The 18,885-nt window shown below is 69.5% G+C and carries 17 protein-coding genes; 8 read left to right on the top strand and 9 right to left on the bottom strand.

Going from position 1 to position 18,885, the window contains the following annotated elements; all coding sequences use genetic code 11:
- Window positions 1-51 precede the first annotated feature (51 nt).
- Complete coding sequence (locus HAV22_RS05065; RefSeq protein WP_166857125.1) at window positions 52-255, bottom strand: tetratricopeptide repeat protein; 204 nt, start codon at window positions 253-255, stop codon at window positions 52-54.
- 576 nt (window positions 256-831) lie between these two features.
- Here HAV22_RS05065 and HAV22_RS05060 point away from each other — a divergent pair.
- On the top strand, window positions 832-1,383 hold the full coding sequence (locus HAV22_RS05060; RefSeq protein WP_166857123.1) for a cytochrome b: 552 nt from the start codon (window positions 832-834) through the stop codon (window positions 1,381-1,383).
- Window positions 1,384-1,458: 75 nt separating this feature from the next.
- Here HAV22_RS05060 and HAV22_RS05055 read toward each other — a convergent pair whose 3' ends face one another.
- The 7 genes from HAV22_RS05055 to HAV22_RS05025 form a co-directional block, all read right to left on the bottom strand.
- Window positions 1,459-2,148, bottom strand: a complete 690-nt coding sequence (locus HAV22_RS05055) for a VIT1/CCC1 transporter family protein (RefSeq protein ID WP_166857121.1) — start codon at window positions 2,146-2,148, stop codon at window positions 1,459-1,461.
- A gap of 46 nt (window positions 2,149-2,194) precedes the next feature.
- Complete coding sequence (locus tag HAV22_RS05050) at window positions 2,195-2,347, bottom strand: hypothetical protein (protein ID WP_166857119.1); 153 nt, start codon at window positions 2,345-2,347, stop codon at window positions 2,195-2,197.
- Window positions 2,348-2,380: 33 nt separating this feature from the next.
- The gene (locus HAV22_RS05045) at window positions 2,381-3,514 is read right to left on the bottom strand and encodes a 6-phosphofructokinase (RefSeq protein WP_166857117.1); all 1,134 of its coding nucleotides are present in this window, start codon (window positions 3,512-3,514) and stop codon (window positions 2,381-2,383) included.
- A gap of 11 nt (window positions 3,515-3,525) precedes the next feature.
- Entirely contained in the window at window positions 3,526-5,985 is a 2,460-nt protein-coding gene (gene ppsA / locus HAV22_RS05040; protein WP_229421070.1) for a phosphoenolpyruvate synthase, read from the bottom strand.
- A gap of 103 nt (window positions 5,986-6,088) precedes the next feature.
- Window positions 6,089-6,922 carry a universal stress protein gene (locus tag HAV22_RS05035; RefSeq protein WP_166857115.1) on the bottom strand — a complete coding sequence of 278 codons (834 nt, stop codon included), beginning with the start codon at window positions 6,920-6,922 and terminating at the stop codon, window positions 6,089-6,091.
- 33 nt (window positions 6,923-6,955) lie between these two features.
- A complete protein-coding gene (locus HAV22_RS05030) occupies window positions 6,956-7,792 on the bottom strand; it encodes a universal stress protein (protein ID WP_166857113.1) in 837 nt (278 codons plus the stop codon).
- A gap of 29 nt (window positions 7,793-7,821) precedes the next feature.
- On the bottom strand, window positions 7,822-8,544 hold the full coding sequence (locus tag HAV22_RS05025) for a lipid-binding SYLF domain-containing protein (RefSeq protein WP_166857112.1): 723 nt from the start codon (window positions 8,542-8,544) through the stop codon (window positions 7,822-7,824).
- A 255-nt stretch (window positions 8,545-8,799) separates the two neighbouring features.
- Between HAV22_RS05025 and HAV22_RS05020 the strand changes: the two genes are divergently transcribed.
- Genes HAV22_RS05020 through HAV22_RS05010 form a run of 3 tightly spaced genes read left to right on the top strand, consistent with a single transcriptional unit; the run spans window position 8,800 to window position 13,695 of the window.
- Entirely contained in the window at window positions 8,800-9,858 is a 1,059-nt protein-coding gene (locus HAV22_RS05020; RefSeq protein WP_166857288.1) for an HlyD family secretion protein, read from the top strand.
- Complete coding sequence (gene rbbA / locus HAV22_RS05015; RefSeq protein WP_166857110.1) at window positions 9,855-12,569, top strand: ribosome-associated ATPase/putative transporter RbbA; 2,715 nt, start codon at window positions 9,855-9,857, stop codon at window positions 12,567-12,569. Before HAV22_RS05020 ends, rbbA begins: the two co-directional genes overlap by 4 nt.
- Before the next feature lies 1 nt (window position 12,570).
- Window positions 12,571-13,695: an ABC transporter permease gene (locus HAV22_RS05010; protein WP_166857108.1), complete on the top strand. Its 1,125-nt coding sequence runs from the start codon at window positions 12,571-12,573 to the stop codon at window positions 13,693-13,695.
- Window positions 13,696-13,745: 50 nt separating this feature from the next.
- On the opposite strand, the gene HAV22_RS05005 is transcribed toward HAV22_RS05010, so the two are convergent.
- Window positions 13,746-14,654 carry a universal stress protein gene (locus tag HAV22_RS05005; protein ID WP_371869542.1) on the bottom strand — a complete coding sequence of 303 codons (909 nt, stop codon included), beginning with the start codon at window positions 14,652-14,654 and terminating at the stop codon, window positions 13,746-13,748.
- Between the two features lie 140 nt (window positions 14,655-14,794).
- Here HAV22_RS05005 and HAV22_RS05000 point away from each other — a divergent pair, with 140 nt between their 5' ends.
- Genes HAV22_RS05000 through HAV22_RS04985 form a run of 4 tightly spaced genes read left to right on the top strand, consistent with a single transcriptional unit; the run spans window position 14,795 to window position 18,803 of the window.
- Entirely contained in the window at window positions 14,795-16,279 is a 1,485-nt protein-coding gene (locus HAV22_RS05000) for a sensor histidine kinase (protein WP_166857106.1), read from the top strand.
- The gene (locus HAV22_RS04995) at window positions 16,276-16,686 is read left to right on the top strand and encodes a response regulator (protein ID WP_166857104.1); all 411 of its coding nucleotides are present in this window, start codon (window positions 16,276-16,278) and stop codon (window positions 16,684-16,686) included. The genes HAV22_RS05000 and HAV22_RS04995 overlap by 4 nt, the downstream gene beginning before the upstream one ends.
- A 1-nt stretch (window position 16,687) precedes the next feature.
- Complete coding sequence (locus HAV22_RS04990) at window positions 16,688-18,172, top strand: response regulator (RefSeq protein WP_166857102.1); 1,485 nt, start codon at window positions 16,688-16,690, stop codon at window positions 18,170-18,172.
- Window positions 18,162-18,803, top strand: coding sequence for a response regulator (locus tag HAV22_RS04985; protein WP_166857100.1), 642 nt, complete (start codon window positions 18,162-18,164; stop codon window positions 18,801-18,803). Before HAV22_RS04990 ends, HAV22_RS04985 begins: the two co-directional genes overlap by 11 nt.
- Window positions 18,804-18,885 lie beyond the last annotated feature (82 nt).

Raw genomic sequence — 18,885 nt, 5'->3', positions numbered from 1 at the left:
AAACATTGGGCCTTGCGAGCGGTGAGGAATCCGACGCGCGTGTCGATTGCCTTATTGGGCGAATTGGTCAAGGCGCAGACAGACGACTGCATGCTCCTTCAGATAGCAGGCCGCAACGGCGTTGTCGGGATCGAGTTCGAGCGCGCGGCGATAAGTTTTCACCGCATTTTCCGTCTGTCCGGTTTTCGCCTCCAGTTCGCCGAGGGTCACCGCCTCCGGCAGGACAATTGTTAGAGAGAAACCTTCGACATTCATGAGACCCGCTGGCTCCGAAAGCGGCGGGCTTTTGTCTCTCTGGCGTCAGAATTTCACTTCAACAAGAGTCCTGGAACGGTATGTGGATCGGGCGAGACTGTTTGGGCGGACCATCTCCAAAGGGAGCCGCGACCCGGGCGTACGCAGGCACCAGCGTGGGATTGCCGCCGGACGCCGACGCGGCCGCGCGGGCACGTTGAAGGCGCATAATGTCGCATCCCGGAACCGTCAGACTCGTTGCGCATGCGGATTCTGAGCATCGAGGACGGGAACGCCATCGCCGCCAATCTCTACGACCAACCCGTGGCGACAGGCTATGATCCGGAACATGCGGCGGATGGCGTGACCGGGTCGCACCGTGCCCTCGCCGGGGACTGGAGTGCCGTTCTGCTCGATGTGCCGTTACCCGGAATGGACGACTTCACCGTGTACCGCAAACCGCGCAGGACGCGCGCCGCAGCACATATCCGGCGGTCGGGAGCGCTTTGCCTGCCAAGTGCGTGCGTCGACATGCCACCTGTCCTGCAGGCGGACCGTTCGCGATAGTGATCATTTCGTTTTCAGAAAGGGATATACATGCATGCCAAGCCGACGTCGCATTCCTATTCACCCGTGGCGAAAGGCCTGCACTGGCTGATCGTCCTGCTTTTGGTAGTGCAGTTCGTGACGGCATTCTTGCTGCCGCATATCGGGCGCAACACGCCCATGAGTACGGTGATCAGCCTGCACTTTTCGTTCGGCGTCCTGGTGCTCATCGTGATGGCGATACGTTTCGTGCACCGCCTGATGCATCCGGTTGCTCTGGAGGCGCACGATGCACCGGCTTGGGAAAGGTTTCTGGCCAGGACGACGCATCGGGTGTTCTACCTGATTCTCCTGGTCGGGCCGCCGCTTGGATGGGCGTCTGCTTCCGCGCACAGCTTGCCTGTCACCCCGTTTGGCATCGTCACACTGCCGGCAATCGCCGCCCCTGGGGCGCACTGGGCCAACACGGCGGGGGACATCCACGCCACGGCGATGTGGATATTGTTGTGGCTGGTTGGCCTGCACGTCGTGGCGGCACTGTTTCACCATGTCGTGCGTCGTGACGGTACCTTGCGCCGCATGCTGCCGGCGATGGGACGCTAGGATGGAGCGCCATGGCCGCGCGCCCTTCGACAAGGGCAGCCTGTCGGCGCCACATGGCCACGCATGAGCGGAAGCTCAGGCGCCCACATTGAAAGCGCTGCCGATCGCAACGGTCGCGCCCATCGCCAGCGCGCTCCAACACGTAACGCGTAGCGCGGCCGGAAGCGCCGGTGCGCCGCCGGTTTTCGCAGCCAGCGCTCCCAGCGCGGCGAGACCGGCCAGCGTGGCCGCCACCAGGACGCCGATGAGCATGTCCGCCCGCGTGACGGCGGTGATCGTCAACGGCATCGCGGCACCGGCCGCGAAACTCAACGCCGAGGCAAGCGCCGCCTGAAGGGGACGCGCTTGGGTGGCTTCGGAAATGCCGAGTTCATCGCGGGCATGCGTGCCGAGGGCGTCGTGCGCCATCAACTGCGTGGCAACCTCTTGCGCCAGGGAACGATCCAGCCCACGCCTTACGTAGATGCCGGCCAGTTCGCGGTGCTCCGCATCACGGTCATGGGCGAGCTCGGCCTGTTCCTGCTTCAGTGCCGCGTTTTCCGTGTCGGCCTGCGAGGATACGGACACATACTCGCCGGTCGCCATGGACATGCTGCCGGCGACCAGGCCGGCAAATCCGGTCAGCAGCATATTGCTATGGGAGGCATGGGCCGCAGCGATTCCAACCAGTAAGCTGGAGGTGGAAATGATGCCGTCGTTCGCGCCGAGGACGGCGGCACGCAGCCATCCAAGATGCTCGACCTTATGAATTTCCCTGTGTTTCAATTCGGGTGCTCACTCATCAGGAAATCCGTGGTGACTGAAACTCGCTCTACAGCTCGACACGGCGGATCAGGTCGGCGAACCGTTCGAGATCGCCCAGCCGCGCCACCATCCCGATCAGCGCCGGGAATACCGGCAGGCCAAGCAGGTACGATTGCCACGATGGCGCGCGGCCCCGGGTCGCGCGACGCCGCGGAGGCATGCGACGGCGCCAGGTTCGGGCCGGACCCGTCCATCAGCGGCCCGCGCCTGCCGGGGCGCGGTCGCCGAGGCAGATGCCGAGTTCGCGTGCGGTGCGCACGGTATCGCAGTCGAGCGGCACGTGCCGGGTGCGGCCGGCGACTTCCGCCAGCGGCACGGTGGCGATGGCCTGGCCGGCGAGGGTCACCATGACCCCCGATTCGCCCGCGGCCAGCGTCCGCACGGCAGCCGCGCCGAAGCGCGCGGCGACGATCCGGTCGAATGCGGAAGGCGGGCCGCCACGCAGCAGGTGGCCCAGCACGACGCTGCGGCAGTCCTTGCCCGTCGCCGCCGCCAGCCGGGCCTCGACCCAGGCGCCGATGCCGCCTAGGCGCTCGGCGCGGCCGGTGCCGGCGGCTTCCAGCACGACGCGGCCACTGTCCAGCGGGTGCGCGCCCTCGGCCGCGACGACGATCGAATGACGCCAGCCGAGCGCGTCGCGCCGGCGTACCGCGTCGGCGACGACGTCGATATCGAAGGGAATCTCCGGCAGGAGGATCGCATGCGCGCCGCCGGCCATGCCCGCGTGCAGCGCGATCCAGCCGGCGTAGCGGCCCATCGTCTCGACGACCAGGATCCGGTGCTGGCTGTCGGCCGTGGTGTGCAGGCGGTCGACGCATTCGGTGGCGAACGCGACCGCCGAGTCGAAACCGAATGTCTGCTGCGTGCGGTCGAGGTCGTTGTCGATGGTCTTGGGCACGCCGACCACGCGCAGGCCCCGCCGGTGCAGCCCGTCCGCGATCGCCATCGAGCCGTCGCCGCCGATCATCACGAGGGCGTCGAGGCCACGCTGGCGGAACAGGTCGACCAGTTCGCCGCCGCGGTCCCGTTCGGACACGGTGCCGTCGTCCTGGCGCACCGGATAGCGCATGGGGTTGCCGCGGTTGGTGCTGCCGAGGATCGTGCCGCCGAGATGGCCGATGCCGTGCACGGACTGGACCGTGAGCGCCATGACAGGCTCGTCCAGGCATTGCGCCGGTGCGAGCAGGCCGTTGAAGCCGTCGCGGATACCGTGGCATTCCCAGCCGAGGCGGCTTGCCGCCAGCACGACCGCGCGGATCGCCGCATTCAGTCCCGGCGCGTCGCCGCCGCCGGTGACGAGTGCGATGCGCCGGATGTGCGCTTCCATGGCGTGCGCGCCTATTGCCCGCGCGGCGCGATGCCGAGCTCGCGCTCGACCTCGACGAGCCTGCGGACGGTCGCCACCACCGAATCCGGGTTCAGGCTGATCGAATCGATGCCCTGTTCGACGAGGTAGCGCGCCACGTCCGGATAGTCCGACGGCGCCTGGCCGCAGATGCCGACGTGGCGCCCGTTGCGCCGGGCGCCGGCGATGGCCTGGCGCAGCATTTCCAGCACGCCGGGGTCGCGTTCGTCGAAGTCGAAGGCGACGATGTCGGAATCGCGGTCGACGCCTAGCACCAGCTGGGTCAGGTCGTTCGAGCCGATCGAGAAGCCGTCGAACAGGCGCGCGAAGTCGTCGATGCGGATGACGTTGTTGGGTATCTCGCACATGACGTAGATCTCGAGCCCGTCTTTTCCCCGCTCCAGCTCGTGCTCGGCCATCGACCGCAGCACGGCTTCCGCTTCCTCGACGCGGCGGCAGAACGGGATCATCAGGCGCAGGTTCGCGAGGCCCATCTCGTCGCGCACGCGCTTCATGGCGCGGCATTCGAGCGCGAAGCCCTCCGCATACGCGGGATGCGTGTAGCGGGCGGCGCCGCGGAAGCCCAGCATCGGGTTGGCCTCGAGCGGTTCGAAGACGGCGCCGCCCAGCAGGCTCGCGTACTCGTTGGTCTTGAAGTCCGACATGCGCACGATGACCGGCTTCGGCCAGAACGCCGCCGCGATCGTGCCAACGCCCTCGGACAGCTCGCGCACGAAATAGTCCGCCGGCGACGGCGCGTTGCGGGTGAGCCGTTCGATGCCTGCGCGCGCCGCCGGATCGGCGATCCGCTCGGGATGGACGAGCGCCATCGGGTGGATGCGGATGTGCTCGGCGACGATGAATTCCATGCGCGCGAGGCCGACGCCGTCGTTCGGCAGGAAACGTGTGCGGAAGGCCGTGTCCGGATTGCCGATGTTGACCATGATCCGCGTGCGCGGCATGGGCAGCGCGGCGAGGTCGGTGGCGGTGTGGCGGAACGGCAGGCGGCCGGCGTACACGTGACCCGTTTCGCCTTCCGCGCAGGAGACCGTCACGTCGTCGCCGGTGCGGATGGCCGTCGTCGCGTCGCCGCAGCCGACGAGGGCCGGCACGCCGATCTCGCGCGCCACGATGGCGGCATGGCAGGTGCGTCCGCCCCGGTCCGTCACGACGGCGGCGGCCGTCTTCATGACGGTGCCCCAGTCGGGCATGGTGGTGGCCGCGACGAGGATCTCGCCCGGCTGGAACTGGCCGAGCGCGCCCACGTCGGCGATCACGCGGGCCTTGCCGGACGCGACCCTGGTGCCCACCGCGCGGCCGGCAGCCAGCAGCGGCCCCTTTGCCTCCAGGCGATACTCGTCGACTTCGGTGCCGGTCTTGCGCGAGGCGACCGTCTCGGGCCGGGCCTGGACGATATAGAGCTTGCCATCGATGCCGTCGCGCGCCCATTCGATGTCCATCGGCACCGGGCGCCCGGCGCGCGCGGAATAATGATCCTCGATGCGCAGCGCGGCGTCGGCGAGCTCGAGCACGGCGTCGTCGTCGAGGCAGAAGCGGGCCTGTTCCGCCGCGCCGGTCGGCTCGTTGCGCGTGACCGGGGAGACGCCGGCCGGCGCGTACACCATCCGGACTTCCTTGCCGCCGAGGGTGCGCCGCAATACGGTGCGCCGGCCCGCGCGCAGCAGCGGCTTGAACACGTAGAACTCGTCCGGGTCGACCGCGCCCTGCACGATGTTCTCGCCCAGGCCGTAGGCGCCGGTCAGGAACACGACGTCGCGAAAGCCGGTGTCGGTGTCGAGCGTGAACATGACGCCGGCGCTCGCGAGGTCCGAACGGACCATCTTCATGACGCCCACCGACAGGTAGACCTTGAAGTGGTCAAAGCCGTTCGCGCTGCGGTAGACGAGCGCGCGGTCGGTGAACAGGCTGGCGAAGCAGCGGCGCACGCTGTCCACGAGTCCTGCCTCGTCGATGTGCAGGAAGGATTCGTGCTGGCCGGCGAAACTGGCGTCAGGCAGGTCCTCGGCCGTCGCGGAGCTGCGTACCGCGACCGTCAGGCCGTCCCCGTACTCGTCGCGCAGCCGGTGCCAGGCCTGCAGGATGCCGTCCTCGAGTTCGGGCGGCAGCGTGCAGCCGTAGACGATCCCGCGGGCCTGCGCGGCACGGTGGGCAAGGTCCGCGACGTCGCCCGGGTCGAGGCCGTCGAGCACCGCGTGCAGGCGTGGCCAGGCGTCCGCGCGGTCGAGCGTGGCGCGGTAGGCGGCCGCGGTGACGGCGAACCCATTCGGCACGCGCACGCCGCGGCCGCCGAGTTCCCGCACCATCTCGCCGAGCGACGCGTTCTTGCCACCGACCGACGGTACGTCGCCGATGCCGAGCTCGGAGAACCAACGGATGAATGCTTCCGGCGTGCCCATGGGGTCCACCTCCGTGACGAATGCATGCGTATTCATGTTAGCAAACGCAGCGTCTGGCCGATACCTCGATGTGGAGGGCATTGCCTGGCCGTCGTCGACAACCAGCTCGGCTGGACGTGACGGGCGCCGGCCGGCGAAGTCAGTGTGCGAACAGCACGGGCATGCGGGCGTCCGCCAGGACGGTCCGGCTCGCGCCGCCCAGGCACAGCTCGCGGAAGCGGCCATGTCCGAAGCAGCCCATCACGAGCAGCCGGCAGTCGGCCTCGTCGGCGAGCGTCAGCAGGTCATGGCCGGGGTCGCGCCGCGTCGTGCGGACCAGTATGCGCGGCGCGACGCGATGGCGGATGAGGAACCGCTTCAGATCGGCCTGCGAGGCGCGGAATGCGTCCTCGGCGGGCGCGCCGTCGACGAGGGCGGCCAGGATGACTTCCGACGCGCGCCGCAGCAGGGGCAGGGACGCGCTGAGTGCGAACGACGCTTCCTTGCTGCCGTCCCACGCCACCAGCACTTTCCCGCCGTGCCAGGGCGCCGGATCGGTGCGGGGCACGACGATCACGGGCCGAGCGCAGTTCAGGATCACGGATTCCGGCAGGCGGACGGAGAGGTCAGGCAGCGATTCCGTCGGGTCGTCCTGGCTGATGACGACCAGGTCGGCGAAGCGCGCCATCCGGCCCAGGCCATCGTCGGCCTGGTCGCATATGAAGCGTTCCTCGTGCACCACCTGCATCTCGGCGGCGATCTCCTCGAAGCGTGCGAGCGCGTGCCGCGCCTGGTCTGCGCGGTGCTGGAAACAGCTCGCGCTCAGGCTGCCGGGTTCCTGGCGGTAGCCGTTCGGAAAGACGGCACGCGATACGCCGAACATCGCGGCGCCGACGAGGTCGGCGCCGGTTGCGCGGGCCAGGGCCGCCGCGTAGCGCATGCGTGCCGGCGCGTGTACGGACAGGTCGACGTGTACGAGGATCGTCTTGAACATGGCAGCGCGCTCCGTGGACATCGGTTGGGGCGCTCAGTGCGCCAGGAGGACCGGCATCGACAGGCGCCGCAGCACGGTGCGGCTGACGCCGCCGAGCAGGATCTCGCGATAGCGCGAGTGTCCGTAGCAACCCATGACGAGCAGGTCGATCTTGAGGTCCTCGGCCCGGACCAGCAGGGCGTTCCCGACCGCGCCGCGCGGATGATGGCGGCATATCTCGACGGCGACGCCGTGCCGGGCCAGGAATTGCGCCATGTCCGCCGCGTCTTCGGGCGTGCGTACGCTCGAGCTCTCCTCGTCGAACACGGCGAGCTCGACCTGTTTGGCGCGCACGAGCAACGGCAGCGCGAGGCGGGCGGCGCGTGCCGCCTCCGGGCTGGCGTTCCAGGCCACCATGACGCGCTGGGGTGCTTGCGGGCATGCCCGTTGCCGGGGCAGCACGAGCACGGGGCTGGGCGAGTTCAGCGCGACATATTCGGGAATGCCGGCAATGCCGGATACGCCGGGCGCGTCGTGCGCGGTCCCGCCGACGACCACGAGGTCGGCGTACAGGGCCCGCAAGGCAAGCGCGAGGCCGGGCCCCTCGTCGTCGACGCGGTGCGAGAACGAGGCGACGCCGGCCTGCTGCGCGAGGGTGTCGAAATGGGCGGCGCGCTGGCCGGCCGCGTCGCGCAGGTTCGCGAACAGCGGCGCGAGGTCGCCCAGTTCCACCCCGGGCAGGGTCGTCTCGCGGATGAAGCGGGAGATGCCCGTCTGCGTCATGCCGACCAGGTGCGCGCCCTTGTCGTTCGCGAGCCGGGCGGCGAAGGCGACGCGGTCCGGCATCTCCGGCGTGTCGTCGACGTGGACCAGAATGGTCTTGTAATCCATGCTGAGCTCCTCGATGTGCTGCCGGTGCGTCATGGCTGCGTCGCGCTCGCCAGTGTCTGCACGAGCAGGCCGGCCTGCGAATTGCCCGTCTTGCCGGCGATGATGTCGCTCGCCGACAGGGTGCGGTGGTAGTAGGCGTCGTTCAGGTTCTGGCTGTAGCGTACGCCGCTCAGTTCGATCGTGGCGGCGTCGCCGAACACCCCCCGGCTGTTGGACCAGGCGACGACGTCGCCCGCGCCGGCCGCTCCCTGGACCATCCTGTTCCAGTTCACGATCGTCAACCCGGCTTTCGCGTTCAGCGAGACGCTGGTCTTCTTCAGGAACGCGTCGACGGCCTTCTGGTTGTTGAGGACGAAGGCGAGCATGCCGCCTTGCGCGCCCACTTGCAGCCCGAGGCTCACGCCGCCCGTGTTGTAGAACACCGGACCGGACCAGCGGCCTTCCGCGTCGTGCAGCAGCAGGAGTCCCGCACCGCCTTCCGCGCCGATGCCGATGGCCGCCCGCGTGTAGGCCGGCACGATGAACACCCCCTTCGAGCGCGCGAGCAGGGGGCGGATGCCGGCGTCCAGTTCCATCCGGTGCACGACGTCGACGGCCTGCATGACGTGCCGTTCGGCCGTCGCGTTGTGGCGCTCGGCCGATGACGTGGTATCCGCCGGCGCGGCGGGCTTGTCCTGTGCCGGCGCGAGGAGGGGACCGGCCAGCAGCGCCGCGCAGAGCCCTTGCAGGACACGGATATGTCGTTTGTTCATGGCTTGCTCCCTCGGTCATCGATTTGTGTTGGATCAATCGTAGTCTTGCGCATTGGGTCTTAGGTATGATTTAGGTCAAAAACCGATATGAAGGCAATGAAGACGAGGCCAGGCGGCTGAATTTGATTTGGGTCATACCGTGCGCGGTCGCCGGGCCCCTATAGTGAGCCGGGTTGACACGATCGAACACCTGCCATGGACACGCTGGAAACGCGCCGCGAGCCGCTCGCCGCCAAGGCGGCGAACAACAGAGCCATGAAGCGCCTGGCCGTGGGCGTGGTCCTGCTGGCGCTGGCCGTCGGTGCCGTCCATGCCTGGCGGGTGACGCGGCAGCAGGGCCCCGGACCCGGGTTCGTCAGCGGAAACGGCAGGATCGAAGCCGTCGAGATCGACGTCGCCAGCAAGCTGCCGGGAAGGCTGGCCGACGTGCTGGTCGCGGAGGGCGATCCGGTGCGGGCCGGCCAGGTGCTGGCGCGCATGGATGCCGGCACGCTGCGTGCGCAGAGGAGCGAGGCGCTGGCGCGCGAGCAGCAGGCGCGCGATGCCGTGGCGGGCGCGCAGGCGCAGCTCGCGATGCGGCGCAGCGACCTGGCGGCGGCCGAGGCGATCCGGGTGCAACGGGACAGCGACCTGGACGCGGCGCGGCGGCGGCTGGCCCGGTCGACGGTGCTGGCGCAGGCGGGTGCGGCCGCGTTGCAGGAACTCGACGACGATCGCGCCCGCGTGGACGGCGCGCGCGCGACGCTGGTGGCGGCCGCTGCCCAGGTCGAGGCCGCCCGCGCGGCCGTCGCGGCCGCGCAAGCCGTCGTCGTGCAGAGCCGTTCCGCCGTCCAGGCCGCTACGGCCGCCACCGCGACGATCGACGCCGATTTACGCGACGAGGTGCTCGTGGCGCCGCGCGCCGGCCGGGTGCAGTACCGCGTCGCGGAGCCGGGCGAAGTGCTGCCGGCGGGCGGCAAGGTGCTGAACATGATCGACCTGAAGGACGTGTACATGACCTTCTTCATGCCCGAGGCCGCCGCGGGGCGTATTGCGCTCGGCACCGAAGTGCGGCTCGTGCTCGACACGGCGCCGGGCTTCGTGGTGCCTGCCGCGGTCAGCTATGTGGCCAGCAGCGCCCAGTTCACGCCGAAATCGGTCGAGACCGCCAGTGAACGGCAGAAGCTGATGTTCAGGGTGAAGGCGCAAGTCGACCGGCGGCTGCTCGAACGCTATCCGGAGCAGGTCAAGGCCGGGGTGCCGGGCGTGGCCTGGATCCGCATCGACCCGGCCCGTCCGTGGCCCGCCGAACTGGCGCTGCGGGGCACGCCGTGACGGACCCGGGTGCCGCGCCCGTCGCGCGCCTGGAGGGCGTGTCCGTGCGCTACGGCGCCGTACGCGCCCTCGAGCGCGTCGCGCTCAGCCTGCCCGCCGGACAGATGACGGCGCTGATCGGACCGGATGGCGTCGGCAAGTCGAGCCTGCTCGCCGTCGTCGCCGGCGCCCGCAAGGCCGCCGAGGGAAGGGTGGAGGTGCTGGGCGGCGACATGTCCGCCGCCCGGTTCCGCGCCGCCGTCTGTCCGCGCATCGCCTACATGCCGCAGGGGCTGGGACGCAACCTGTACCCGAGCCTGACCGTCGGGGAAAACCTGCAGTTCTTCGCGCGCCTGTTCGGGCTCGGTCCGGGCGAGCGGCGCGCACGCATCGACATGCTGGCGGCCAGCACGGGCTTGCTGCCGTTCATCGACCGGCCCGCCGGCCAGTTGTCGGGCGGCATGAAGCAAAAGCTCGGGCTGTGCTGCGCACTGGTGCACGATCCCGACCTGCTGATCCTGGACGAGCCCACGACCGGCGTCGATCCGCTGGCGCGCAACCAGTTCTGGACGCTGATCGCCGCCATACGGCAGGCCCGGCCCGGCATGAGCGTCGTCGTCGCGACGGCTTACATGGACGAGGCGCGCCGGTTCGACTGGCTGGTTGCGCTGGACGCCGGCCGCGTCCTGGCAAGCGGCACGCCGGCCGCTCTGCTGGCAGAGAGCGGGAGCGCCAGCTACGAGCAGGCGTTCGTCGCCTTGTTGCCGCCGGCACGGCGCGCAGGTTACCGCCCGCTGCGGACGCGGCCGCGCGAACCGGTCGCGGAGAACGAGACCGTGATCGAGGCCGACGGCCTGTCGCGCCGTTTCGGCGACTTCGCCGCAGTGCAGGACGTCAGCTTTCGCATCGCGCGCGGCGAGATCTTCGGCTTCATCGGCTCCAACGGCTGCGGCAAGACGACCACGATGAAGATGCTGACCGGACTGCTGCCGCCCAGCGGCGGCACGGCGACGCTGTTCGGCCGGCCGGCGGGCGAAGGCGGCGCGCAGGCGCGGCGCCGGGTCGGGTACATGTCGCAGGGATTCTCGCTCTACCAGGAACTGACCGTGCGCCAGAACCTGCTGCTGCACGGGCGTCTGTTCGACCTGCCCGAATCCTCGCTCGAGGCGCGCTGCACCGCCCTGGCGGCGCGCTTCGGCCTGGAGACGATGCTCGACGCCTTGCCGGGCCACCTCCCGCCGGGAGCCCGCCAGCGCCTGTCGCTTGCCGTGGCCCTGGTCCACCAGCCGGAACTCCTCATCCTGGACGAACCCACGTCGGGTGTCGATCCGATCGCGCGCGACCAGTTCTGGGAAGCGCTGCTGGCACTGGCGCGTGGCGACGGCGTGACGATCTTCATCTCGACGCATTTCATGAACGAGGCCGAGCGCTGCGACCGCGTGGCGCTGATGCACGCCGGCCGCGTGCTGGCCAGCGGCACCCCGGCCGGGCTGCGCGGCGCACGGGGCGCCGCCACCCTGGAGGACGCGTTCATCGGCTGGCTGCGCGCGGCCGCGCCGGACGCCGATCGCCCGCTGCCGCCGCTGCCCGCGGCGGGCGCGGCCGCGCATGGCGGCTGGCTGCGGCGCGCGGCCGGCTATGCCTGGCGCGAAGCGCTGGAACTGCGCCGCGACCCGGCGCGTTCCGTCCTCGCGCTGTGCGGTTCCCTGTTGCTGATGGTCGTGATCGGTTATGGCCTCAACATGGACGTCGACAACCTGCGCTTCGCGGTGCTCGACCGCGACCAGACGGCCCTCAGCCGCGACTACGCGCTCAACCTGGCTGGCTCGCGCTATTTCGTCGAACGTCCCGCGCTGGCGGACTACGCGGACATGGATGCCAGGATGCGCGCCGGCGAACTGGCGCTGGCCGTCGAGATCCCGCCCGGCTTCGCGCGCGCCGCCGCGCACGGGAGGCCGGTGCAGGTCGGCGCGTGGATCGACGGCGCGATGCCCGTGCGGGCGGAAACCGTGCAGGCGTACCTGCAAGGCATGCACGGGGAGTGGCTGCGCAGCCGCGCCGTGGCTGCGGGCGCGGCCGCGGCGCCGGCCGCGACCGTCGAGACGCGGTTCCGCTACAACCCCGACGTGCGCAGCCTGCCGGCGATGGTGCCGGGCATCATGGCGCTGCTCATGCTGATGCTGCCGGCGATGCAGGCGGCACTGGCCGTCGTGCGCGAAAAAGAGATGGGGTCGATCGTCAACCTGTACGTGACGCCGGTCGGGCGCAGCGAATTCCTGCTCGGGAAGCAGGCGCCGTACGTCGTGCTGGCGATGGCGAACTTCGTGCTGATGTGCCTGATGGCGGTGACCGTGTTCCAGGTGCCGCTCAAGGGCAGCGCGCCGGCGCTGGCGGTGGCAGCCCTGCTGTACGCCATCTGCTCGACCGGCATCGGCCTGCTGGCGTCCAGCTTCACCCGCAGCCAGATCGCGGCGCTGCTCTTCACGATGATCGGCACCATCGTGCCGGCCATCCAGTTCGCCGGTCTCATCGATCCCGTGGTGGCGCTGGAAGGCGTCGGGCGCGCGATCGGGGAAGCGTATCCGGCCTCGCACATGCTGACGATCAGCCGCGGCGTGTTTGCCAAGGCGCTCGGCTTTGCCGAACTCGCGCCCGACTTCCTGGCGCTCGTGGTGGCGGTCCCGGCCATCCTGGGCCTCGCGATCGCCGCGCTGCCGAAGCAGGAGCGCTAACATGGCCGCCGTCTCGCTACGCAAGATTTGGCACCTGGGCATCAAGGAATGGTGGAGCCTCCGGCGCGACCCGGTCATGCTGCTGCTGATCCTGTACACCTTCACGGCGGCCGTGTACATCGCCGCGACGGCCCAGCCGGAAACGCTGACGCGCGCCGCGCTGGCGGTCGTCGACGAGGACGAATCCCAGTTGTCCCAGCGCATTCGCGCCGCCTTCGCGCCGCCGCAATTCCTGCCGCCCGAGCCGATCTCGCTGGAACAGGCGGACGCCCGGCTGGACCGCGGCCGCGCCACGTTCGTCCTCGTGATTCCCGCCGGCTTCCAGCGCCGCGTCCTGGCGCAACGCTCCGCCGTGCTGCAGCTGAACGTGGACGCGACCCGCATGAGCCAGGCCTTTTCCGGCAGCACCTACGTCCAGCAGATCGCGCTCGGGGAAATCGACAGGTTCCTCCACCGCGGCGGCGGCGCTGCGGCCGCGCTGGTCGACCTGTCGGTGCGGGCGCGGTTCAATCCGGCGCTGGCGCCGTCGTGGTTCGGCGGCGTCGCGGAACTCGTCAACAACGTCACGATGCTGTCGGTGATCCTCACAGGCGCGGCGCTGATCCGCGAGCGCGAGCACGGCACCGTCGAGCACCTGCTCGTGATGCCGGTCACCCCGCTCGAGATCATGCTCGCCAAGCTCTGGTCGATGGGCAGCGTCGTGCTGGCGGCGACGCTGGTCGCCCTGCTGGGGGTCGTGCGTGGCCTGCTGGGCGTGCAGCTCGGCGGATCCGTCGCGCTGTTCCTGGCCGGTACGGTGGCGCATCTGTTCGCCGTGACGTCGCTGGGGATCCTGCTGGCGACGCTGGCGCGCGGCATGCCGCAGTTCGGGATCCTCGTCGTTCTGGTCCTGTTGCCGCTGCAGATGCTGTCGGGCGCCGACACGCCGCGCGAAAGCATTCCGTGGCTGCTGCGCGACGCGATGCTCGCGGCGCCGACCACGCACTACGTCGAATTGAGCCAGGCCATCCTGTTCCGGGGCGCGGGCCTCGACGTGGTATGGCCGCGGATGCTGGCGCTGCTGCTGATCGGCGCCGTCCTGTTCGGCGTCTCGCTCGCCCGGTTCGGCGCGGCGATGCGTCGCTGATGCGACGCCGTACGGTCGACCCGGCGCCGGCGCACCGTGCGCACGTCCGTTCAGTGTGCGAGGAGCAACGGCACGGGCGCGCGCGCGAGGACTTCGCGCGTCACCCCGCCCAGGGCCCACTCGCGGTAGCGGCTGTGGCCGTAGGCACCCACGACCAGCAATCCGGCGCCGCAGGTGCGGGCCAGCGCCATCAGGGCGTCGCCCGTGGTGGACCGCGTGCGCTCGACGATGACGTCCACCTGCACGCCCTGGCGCGCCAGGTAGAGCGCCATGTCGGCGCCGGGCTCCTCGCCATGCAGTTCCGACAGTTCGTCGGGGTTGATCAGCGCGAGCTCGACGCTTTCGGCGCGCTGCAGCAGCGGCAGCGCGCCCTCGATGGCGCGGATGGCCTGCATGCTGCCGTCCCAGCCGACCACGGCCGTGTTTGCGATGGGCTCGCCGCGGTAGGTGTCCGGGACGACCAGCACGGGCCGCGCGCCACGCAGCGCGACGTGTTCGGGCAGGGCACGGGCGCGCACCGGCAGCGCCGGGTCGGGTTCGTTATCCCGGCTGAGTACGGTAAGGTCGGCATAGCGCGACTGCATCAGCAGTGCGTAGCCGGGCTCGTCTTCCACGAGGCGCGACTCGAGCGAGGCGACCCCGAAGCGGTGGGCATCGTCCGCGAACTTTTCGAGACGGACACTGACCGCGTCGCGCATGCCCTGGAAATCCGCGCCGGGCATCACTGGCGCGCCCATCGATCCGGTCAGCAGCGCGAAGTCGCGCCAGGACATGCCCGTCATGCCGGCGCCGACGAGATGGGCGTCGTGGTCCATGGCGAGCCGGGCGGCAGCTCGCAGCCTGCTGTCCTGCTGGTGGCTGCCGTCGATGTGAACTACGATGGTCTTGTACATGGCGCGTTCCTTTCCGGGACGAGGACATTGGCGGGTGAAGCTGTCGGTTTCACTGTATCGCCCCACGATGTCGCCGTCAGGCATGCATTTGATGGAGATCAAAAAGTAATGATTTTTTCTGCGTAGCACCTGAATATCCGCAACTGCTTTGATATCGGCCGAAAGTCGGCTTATCATGGTCGAGTTCATGTATTGACGGCGTAATCATGGATTCAGAATTCGTCCCCACCGGTCTGGACTGGCTGTTGTCCGCCGCGCGCGATCCGATGCTCGTATGCGACGGCGCCGGCATCATCGTCCAGGCCAACCGTCCGCTGGCGGCGCTGTTCGGTTGGGCCCCCGACGACTTGATCGGCGAACCGGTCGAGATCCTGGTCCCACCGGAAGCGCGCGGCCGGCATGCGCTGCTGCGCCGTCACGGCGACAGTGCACGCGCGATGGGCAGCGGGCGCTTCACCGCGGTCGATTGCGCCGGCAGGACGTTCCCGGTGGAGGTAAGCCTGACGCCGCTCGAGGCCGACGGCACGGTGCTGACACTGGCCACCGTGCACGACGTGTGCGCCCGGGCCAGTGCCGAACAGGCGTTGCGCGACAGCGAAGCGCGCATGCGGGCGGTGTTCGAGACAGCGGCCGACGGCATCATCACGATCGACGAGCGAGGGCTCATCGAACGGGTCAACCCCGCGGCCGAACGCATGTTCGGCTTTGCGGAAGCGGAACTGTCCGGGCGCAACGTATCGGTCCTGATGCCGTCGCCGGACCGCGACCGCCACGACGGTTACCTGCGCCATTACCTGAGGACGGGAGAACGGCGGATCATCGGCAGCGGCCGCGAAGTGCACGGCTTGCGCAAGGACGGCACCGTGTTCCCGATGGAGCTGGCCGTGACCGAGATGCGCATCGGCGACGCGCGCATGTTCACCGGGCTCGTGCGCGATATCACGGCGCGCAAGGAAAGCGAGCGGCAAGCCGCGGCGCTGCTGCAGGGCCTGCGCGCCGCGAACGAGGAATTGAGCAATTTTGCCTACGTGGTGTCGCACGACCTGAAGGCGCCGCTGCGCGCGATCGGCGCGCTGGCGGACTGGGTCGCGACGGACTACGCCGGTTGTTTCGACGACGAAGGCCGCGAGCACATGCGCCTGTTGATCAGTCGCGTGCACCGGATGGGGAACCTGATCGACGGCATCCTCCAGTATTCGCGCCTGGGACGCGAGGGCGGCACGTTGCGCATGGTCGACCTGAACGCGGCGGTGGCGGAGGTCGTCGACCTGCTGGCGCCGCCGCCGTCGATCGTGGTGACGGTCGCGCCCGGTCTGCCGGTGCTGTGGACCGAGCCGACGCGGATCCGCCAGGTGTTCCACAATCTCATCTCGAACGCGATCAAGTACATGGACAAGCCCGCCGGGCGGATCGACGTGAGCTGCGCCGACGAAGGCGAGAGCTGGTGCTTCGCCGTGGCCGACAACGGCCCCGGCATCGAGCGGCGCCACTACGACCGCATCTTCCAGCTGTTCCAGACGCTGGCGCCGCGTGACCGCGTCGAGAGCACCGGCGTCGGCCTTGCGCTCGTGCGCAAGATCGTCGACCTGCTGGGCGGGCAGGTGTGGGTCGACTCGGTGCCGGGCGAGGGCAGCACCTTTTACTTCAGCATCCCGAAGGCGCATCTTGGCGCGCGGATGGTGCGGCCATGACATCGTCCGTCCGACCGATCTTGTTGATCGAGGACGACCAGGTCGACGTGCTGGCCACCCGGCGCGCCCTGAAGGAAATCCATGTCGACAATCCCCTCGTTGTGTGCGAGAACGGCGAGCAGGGCCTCGCCTGGCTGCGCGACGCGGCCGAGCCGCCCTGTCTCGTGCTGCTCGACCTGAACATGCCGGTCATGAACGGCATCGAGTTCCTGGAGCACGTGAAGTGCGACGAGCGCCTGCGCCGGATCCCGATGGTGGTGCTGACCACGTCCGAGGAGATGGCGGACAAGGTGCGCAGCTTCGACCTCGGCATTGCCGGCTACATGGCGAAGTCGCTGGATTACCGCCGGTTCGTCGAGGTGATGCGCTCCATCGACGCGTACCGGACCATCGGCGGGCAGGCATGACATGAACACCATTCTTGTCCTGATCGTCGAGGACGATGTCGTCGATCGCATGGCATGCCGGCGGCGGCTGGGCGACACGTCGGCCGGGCCGTTCCGGCTGATCGAGGCGGAGGACGGGGAGCACGGACTCCATCTCGCGCGCGAATGCCGGCCGGACTGCATCCTGCTCGACTACCGGTTGCCGGACCTGACGGGACTCGACTTCCTCGCACGCCTCGGCGCGGATCCGGAGGCCGCGGTGCGCGCGATCCCGGTGCTGATGCTCACCGGCGCCGACAGCGCGGCCGTCGCCATGGAGGCGATGCGGCGCGGCGCCCGCGACTATCTCGTCAAGGATGCGGAAGGGCGTTACCTCGAGCTGGTGCCGGCGGCGATCGAACGCCTGCAGCGCGAGCAGCGCCTGTTGAAAGAGAAACGCCGGGCCGAAGCGAGGTTTCGCACCCTCGTCGAACAGACCCAGGCGATCAGCTATATCGTGGCCCCGGGAGGAACCGACCGGCTGCACTACGTCAGTCCGCAGATCGGCATGCTGGGGTACACGCCGGAGGAGTGGCTGGGCGACCCCGGACTGTATGCCGACCGGATGCTCCCGCAAGAGAAGGAGGGTGTGCTCGCCGATGTGCGGCGCTGCCGCGAGGGCGGACTGCCGCTGCGCCTCGAATACCGGCTGCGGACGCGCACGGGTGACGTGCTCTGGTTCCGCGACCAGGCCGACGTCGTGCACGACGAGTCGGGGCGGCCGCTGTTCATGCAGGGCACGCTGATCGACATCACCGCCAGCAAGCTCACCGAACTGGAGCTGACCCAGGCCCGTGACGAGCTGCGGCGCCTGGCGGCGTACCAGGAAAAGATCAGGGAGGACGAGCGCCAGCGGATCGCGCGCGAAGTGCATGACGAGCTGGGCGGCCTGCTCACCGGGATCAAGGCGTACGTCTCGGTGATCGGGGAGCGCGCCGCGCAGGCGGGCCGCGACCCGGATCCGTTGCTGGCGGAGACGGCCGGCCTGGCCCAGGAAGCCATCGACACGGTCCGGCGGGTGATCGCCGACCTGCGCCCGAGCGTGCTCGACCAGCTCGGCATCTGGACCGCGCTCGAGTGGTACACGGCACAGGTCGCCAGGCGTGCCGGCCTCGCCTGCCATTGCGACATCGATCCCGGCGCCGCGGCCCTTGCCCTCGATCCGGACCGCAGCATCATGCTGTTCCGGATCGTCCAGGAAGCGCTGACGAACATCCAGCGACACGCCCGGGCCCGCGAGGCCTGGCTGCGCGTGGGCCTCGTCGACGGGTGGCTGTCGGTCGCGATCGAGGACGACGGCCATGGCATGCCGGAGACGGCGGGGCCGGCGCCGGACGCCTGCTGGGGCATCGTGGGCATGCGGGAACGTTCGCGCAGCCTCGGCGGCGAACTGACGATCACGCGGCGCGCGGGCGGCGGCACCGTCGCCGCGCTCCGCGTGCCGATCGAGGCGCGCCATGCCGCCTGAACCAGTCCGCGTCCTTCTCGTCGACGACCATGCCATCGCCCGCAACGGGGTGCGCCTCATGCTCGGCACGGCAGGCGACATCGCGGTGGCGGGCGAGGCCGCCGATGCGCACCAGGCGCTCGACCTGGTGCGCCACGCGACGTTCGACGTGGCCCTGCTCGACATCTCGATGCCGGACACGAGCGGACTGGACCTGCTGCGCCAGCTTCGCAGCCTGCGTCCGGACATGGCAGTGCTGATCCTGAGTACGTACGCGGAAGACATCTATGCGGTGCGCGCGCTGAAGCAGGGCGCCGCGGGATATCTCACCAAGGACGTGCCGACGCCGGTGCTGGTCGACGCCGTCCGCCGCGCCGCGGCGGGCCGCAAGTACGTCAGCCCGTCCCTGGTCGAGAAACTGGCCGCGCTCGTCAGCGGCGACGGTACCGCCGCCGGGCACGATGCGCTGTCCAACCGCGAGCTGGAAGTCTTCAAGGCGATCGCGCGCGGGGAACCGCTGGTCCAGATCGGCGAACGCCTGCATCTGAGTCCGAACACCGTCACCACGTACCGGTCGCGCATCCTGGACAAGATGGGCATGTCGAGCAATGCCGAGCTGACCCGGTATGCGCTCGAACACGGCCTGATCTGAAGGACGGCGGGGCGGCGTAGTGGATCCCCTACGTCCGGCGTCAAGGCGAATTGACCCGAACTTGACGGCATGCGCGCTGCCG

Origin of the sequence: Telluria antibiotica (assembly GCF_011682055.1) — a bacterium.
GTDB lineage: Bacteria > Pseudomonadota > Gammaproteobacteria > Burkholderiales > Burkholderiaceae_D > Telluria > Telluria antibiotica.
Note: the sequence above shows the minus strand (reverse complement) of the source record. Positions and strands in the feature narration are given on the sequence as shown.

What these genes read in the sequence shown, in the direction of transcription:
- HAV22_RS04985 (WP_166857100.1), top strand. Translation starts at nt 18,162, where the DNA reads ATGCCGCCTGAACCAGTCCGCGTCCTTCTCGTCGACGACCATGCCATC.
- HAV22_RS04990 (WP_166857102.1), top strand. Translation starts at nt 16,688, where the DNA reads ATGAACACCATTCTTGTCCTGATCGTCGAGGACGATGTCGTCGATCGC.
- HAV22_RS05050 (WP_166857119.1), bottom strand. Translation starts at nt 2,347, where the DNA reads ATGCCTCCGCGGCGTCGCGCGACCCGGGGCCGCGCGCCATCGTGGCAA.
- HAV22_RS05045 (WP_166857117.1), bottom strand. Translation starts at nt 3,514, where the DNA reads ATGGAAGCGCACATCCGGCGCATCGCACTCGTCACCGGCGGCGGCGAC.
- HAV22_RS05025 (WP_166857112.1), bottom strand. Translation starts at nt 8,544, where the DNA reads ATGAACAAACGACATATCCGTGTCCTGCAAGGGCTCTGCGCGGCGCTG.
- HAV22_RS05035 (WP_166857115.1), bottom strand. Translation starts at nt 6,922, where the DNA reads ATGTTCAAGACGATCCTCGTACACGTCGACCTGTCCGTACACGCGCCG.
- HAV22_RS05020 (WP_166857288.1), top strand. Translation starts at nt 8,800, where the DNA reads ATGAAGCGCCTGGCCGTGGGCGTGGTCCTGCTGGCGCTGGCCGTCGGT.
- HAV22_RS04995 (WP_166857104.1), top strand. Translation starts at nt 16,276, where the DNA reads ATGACATCGTCCGTCCGACCGATCTTGTTGATCGAGGACGACCAGGTC.
- HAV22_RS05065 (WP_166857125.1), bottom strand. Translation starts at nt 255, where the DNA reads ATGAATGTCGAAGGTTTCTCTCTAACAATTGTCCTGCCGGAGGCGGTG.
- HAV22_RS05010 (WP_166857108.1), top strand. Translation starts at nt 12,571, where the DNA reads ATGGCCGCCGTCTCGCTACGCAAGATTTGGCACCTGGGCATCAAGGAA.
- HAV22_RS05000 (WP_166857106.1), top strand. Translation starts at nt 14,795, where the DNA reads ATGGATTCAGAATTCGTCCCCACCGGTCTGGACTGGCTGTTGTCCGCC.
- ppsA (WP_229421070.1), bottom strand. Translation starts at nt 5,985, where the DNA reads ATGAATACGCATGCATTCGTCACGGAGGTGGACCCCATGGGCACGCCG.
- HAV22_RS05030 (WP_166857113.1), bottom strand. Translation starts at nt 7,792, where the DNA reads ATGGATTACAAGACCATTCTGGTCCACGTCGACGACACGCCGGAGATG.
- HAV22_RS05060 (WP_166857123.1), top strand. Translation starts at nt 832, where the DNA reads ATGCATGCCAAGCCGACGTCGCATTCCTATTCACCCGTGGCGAAAGGC.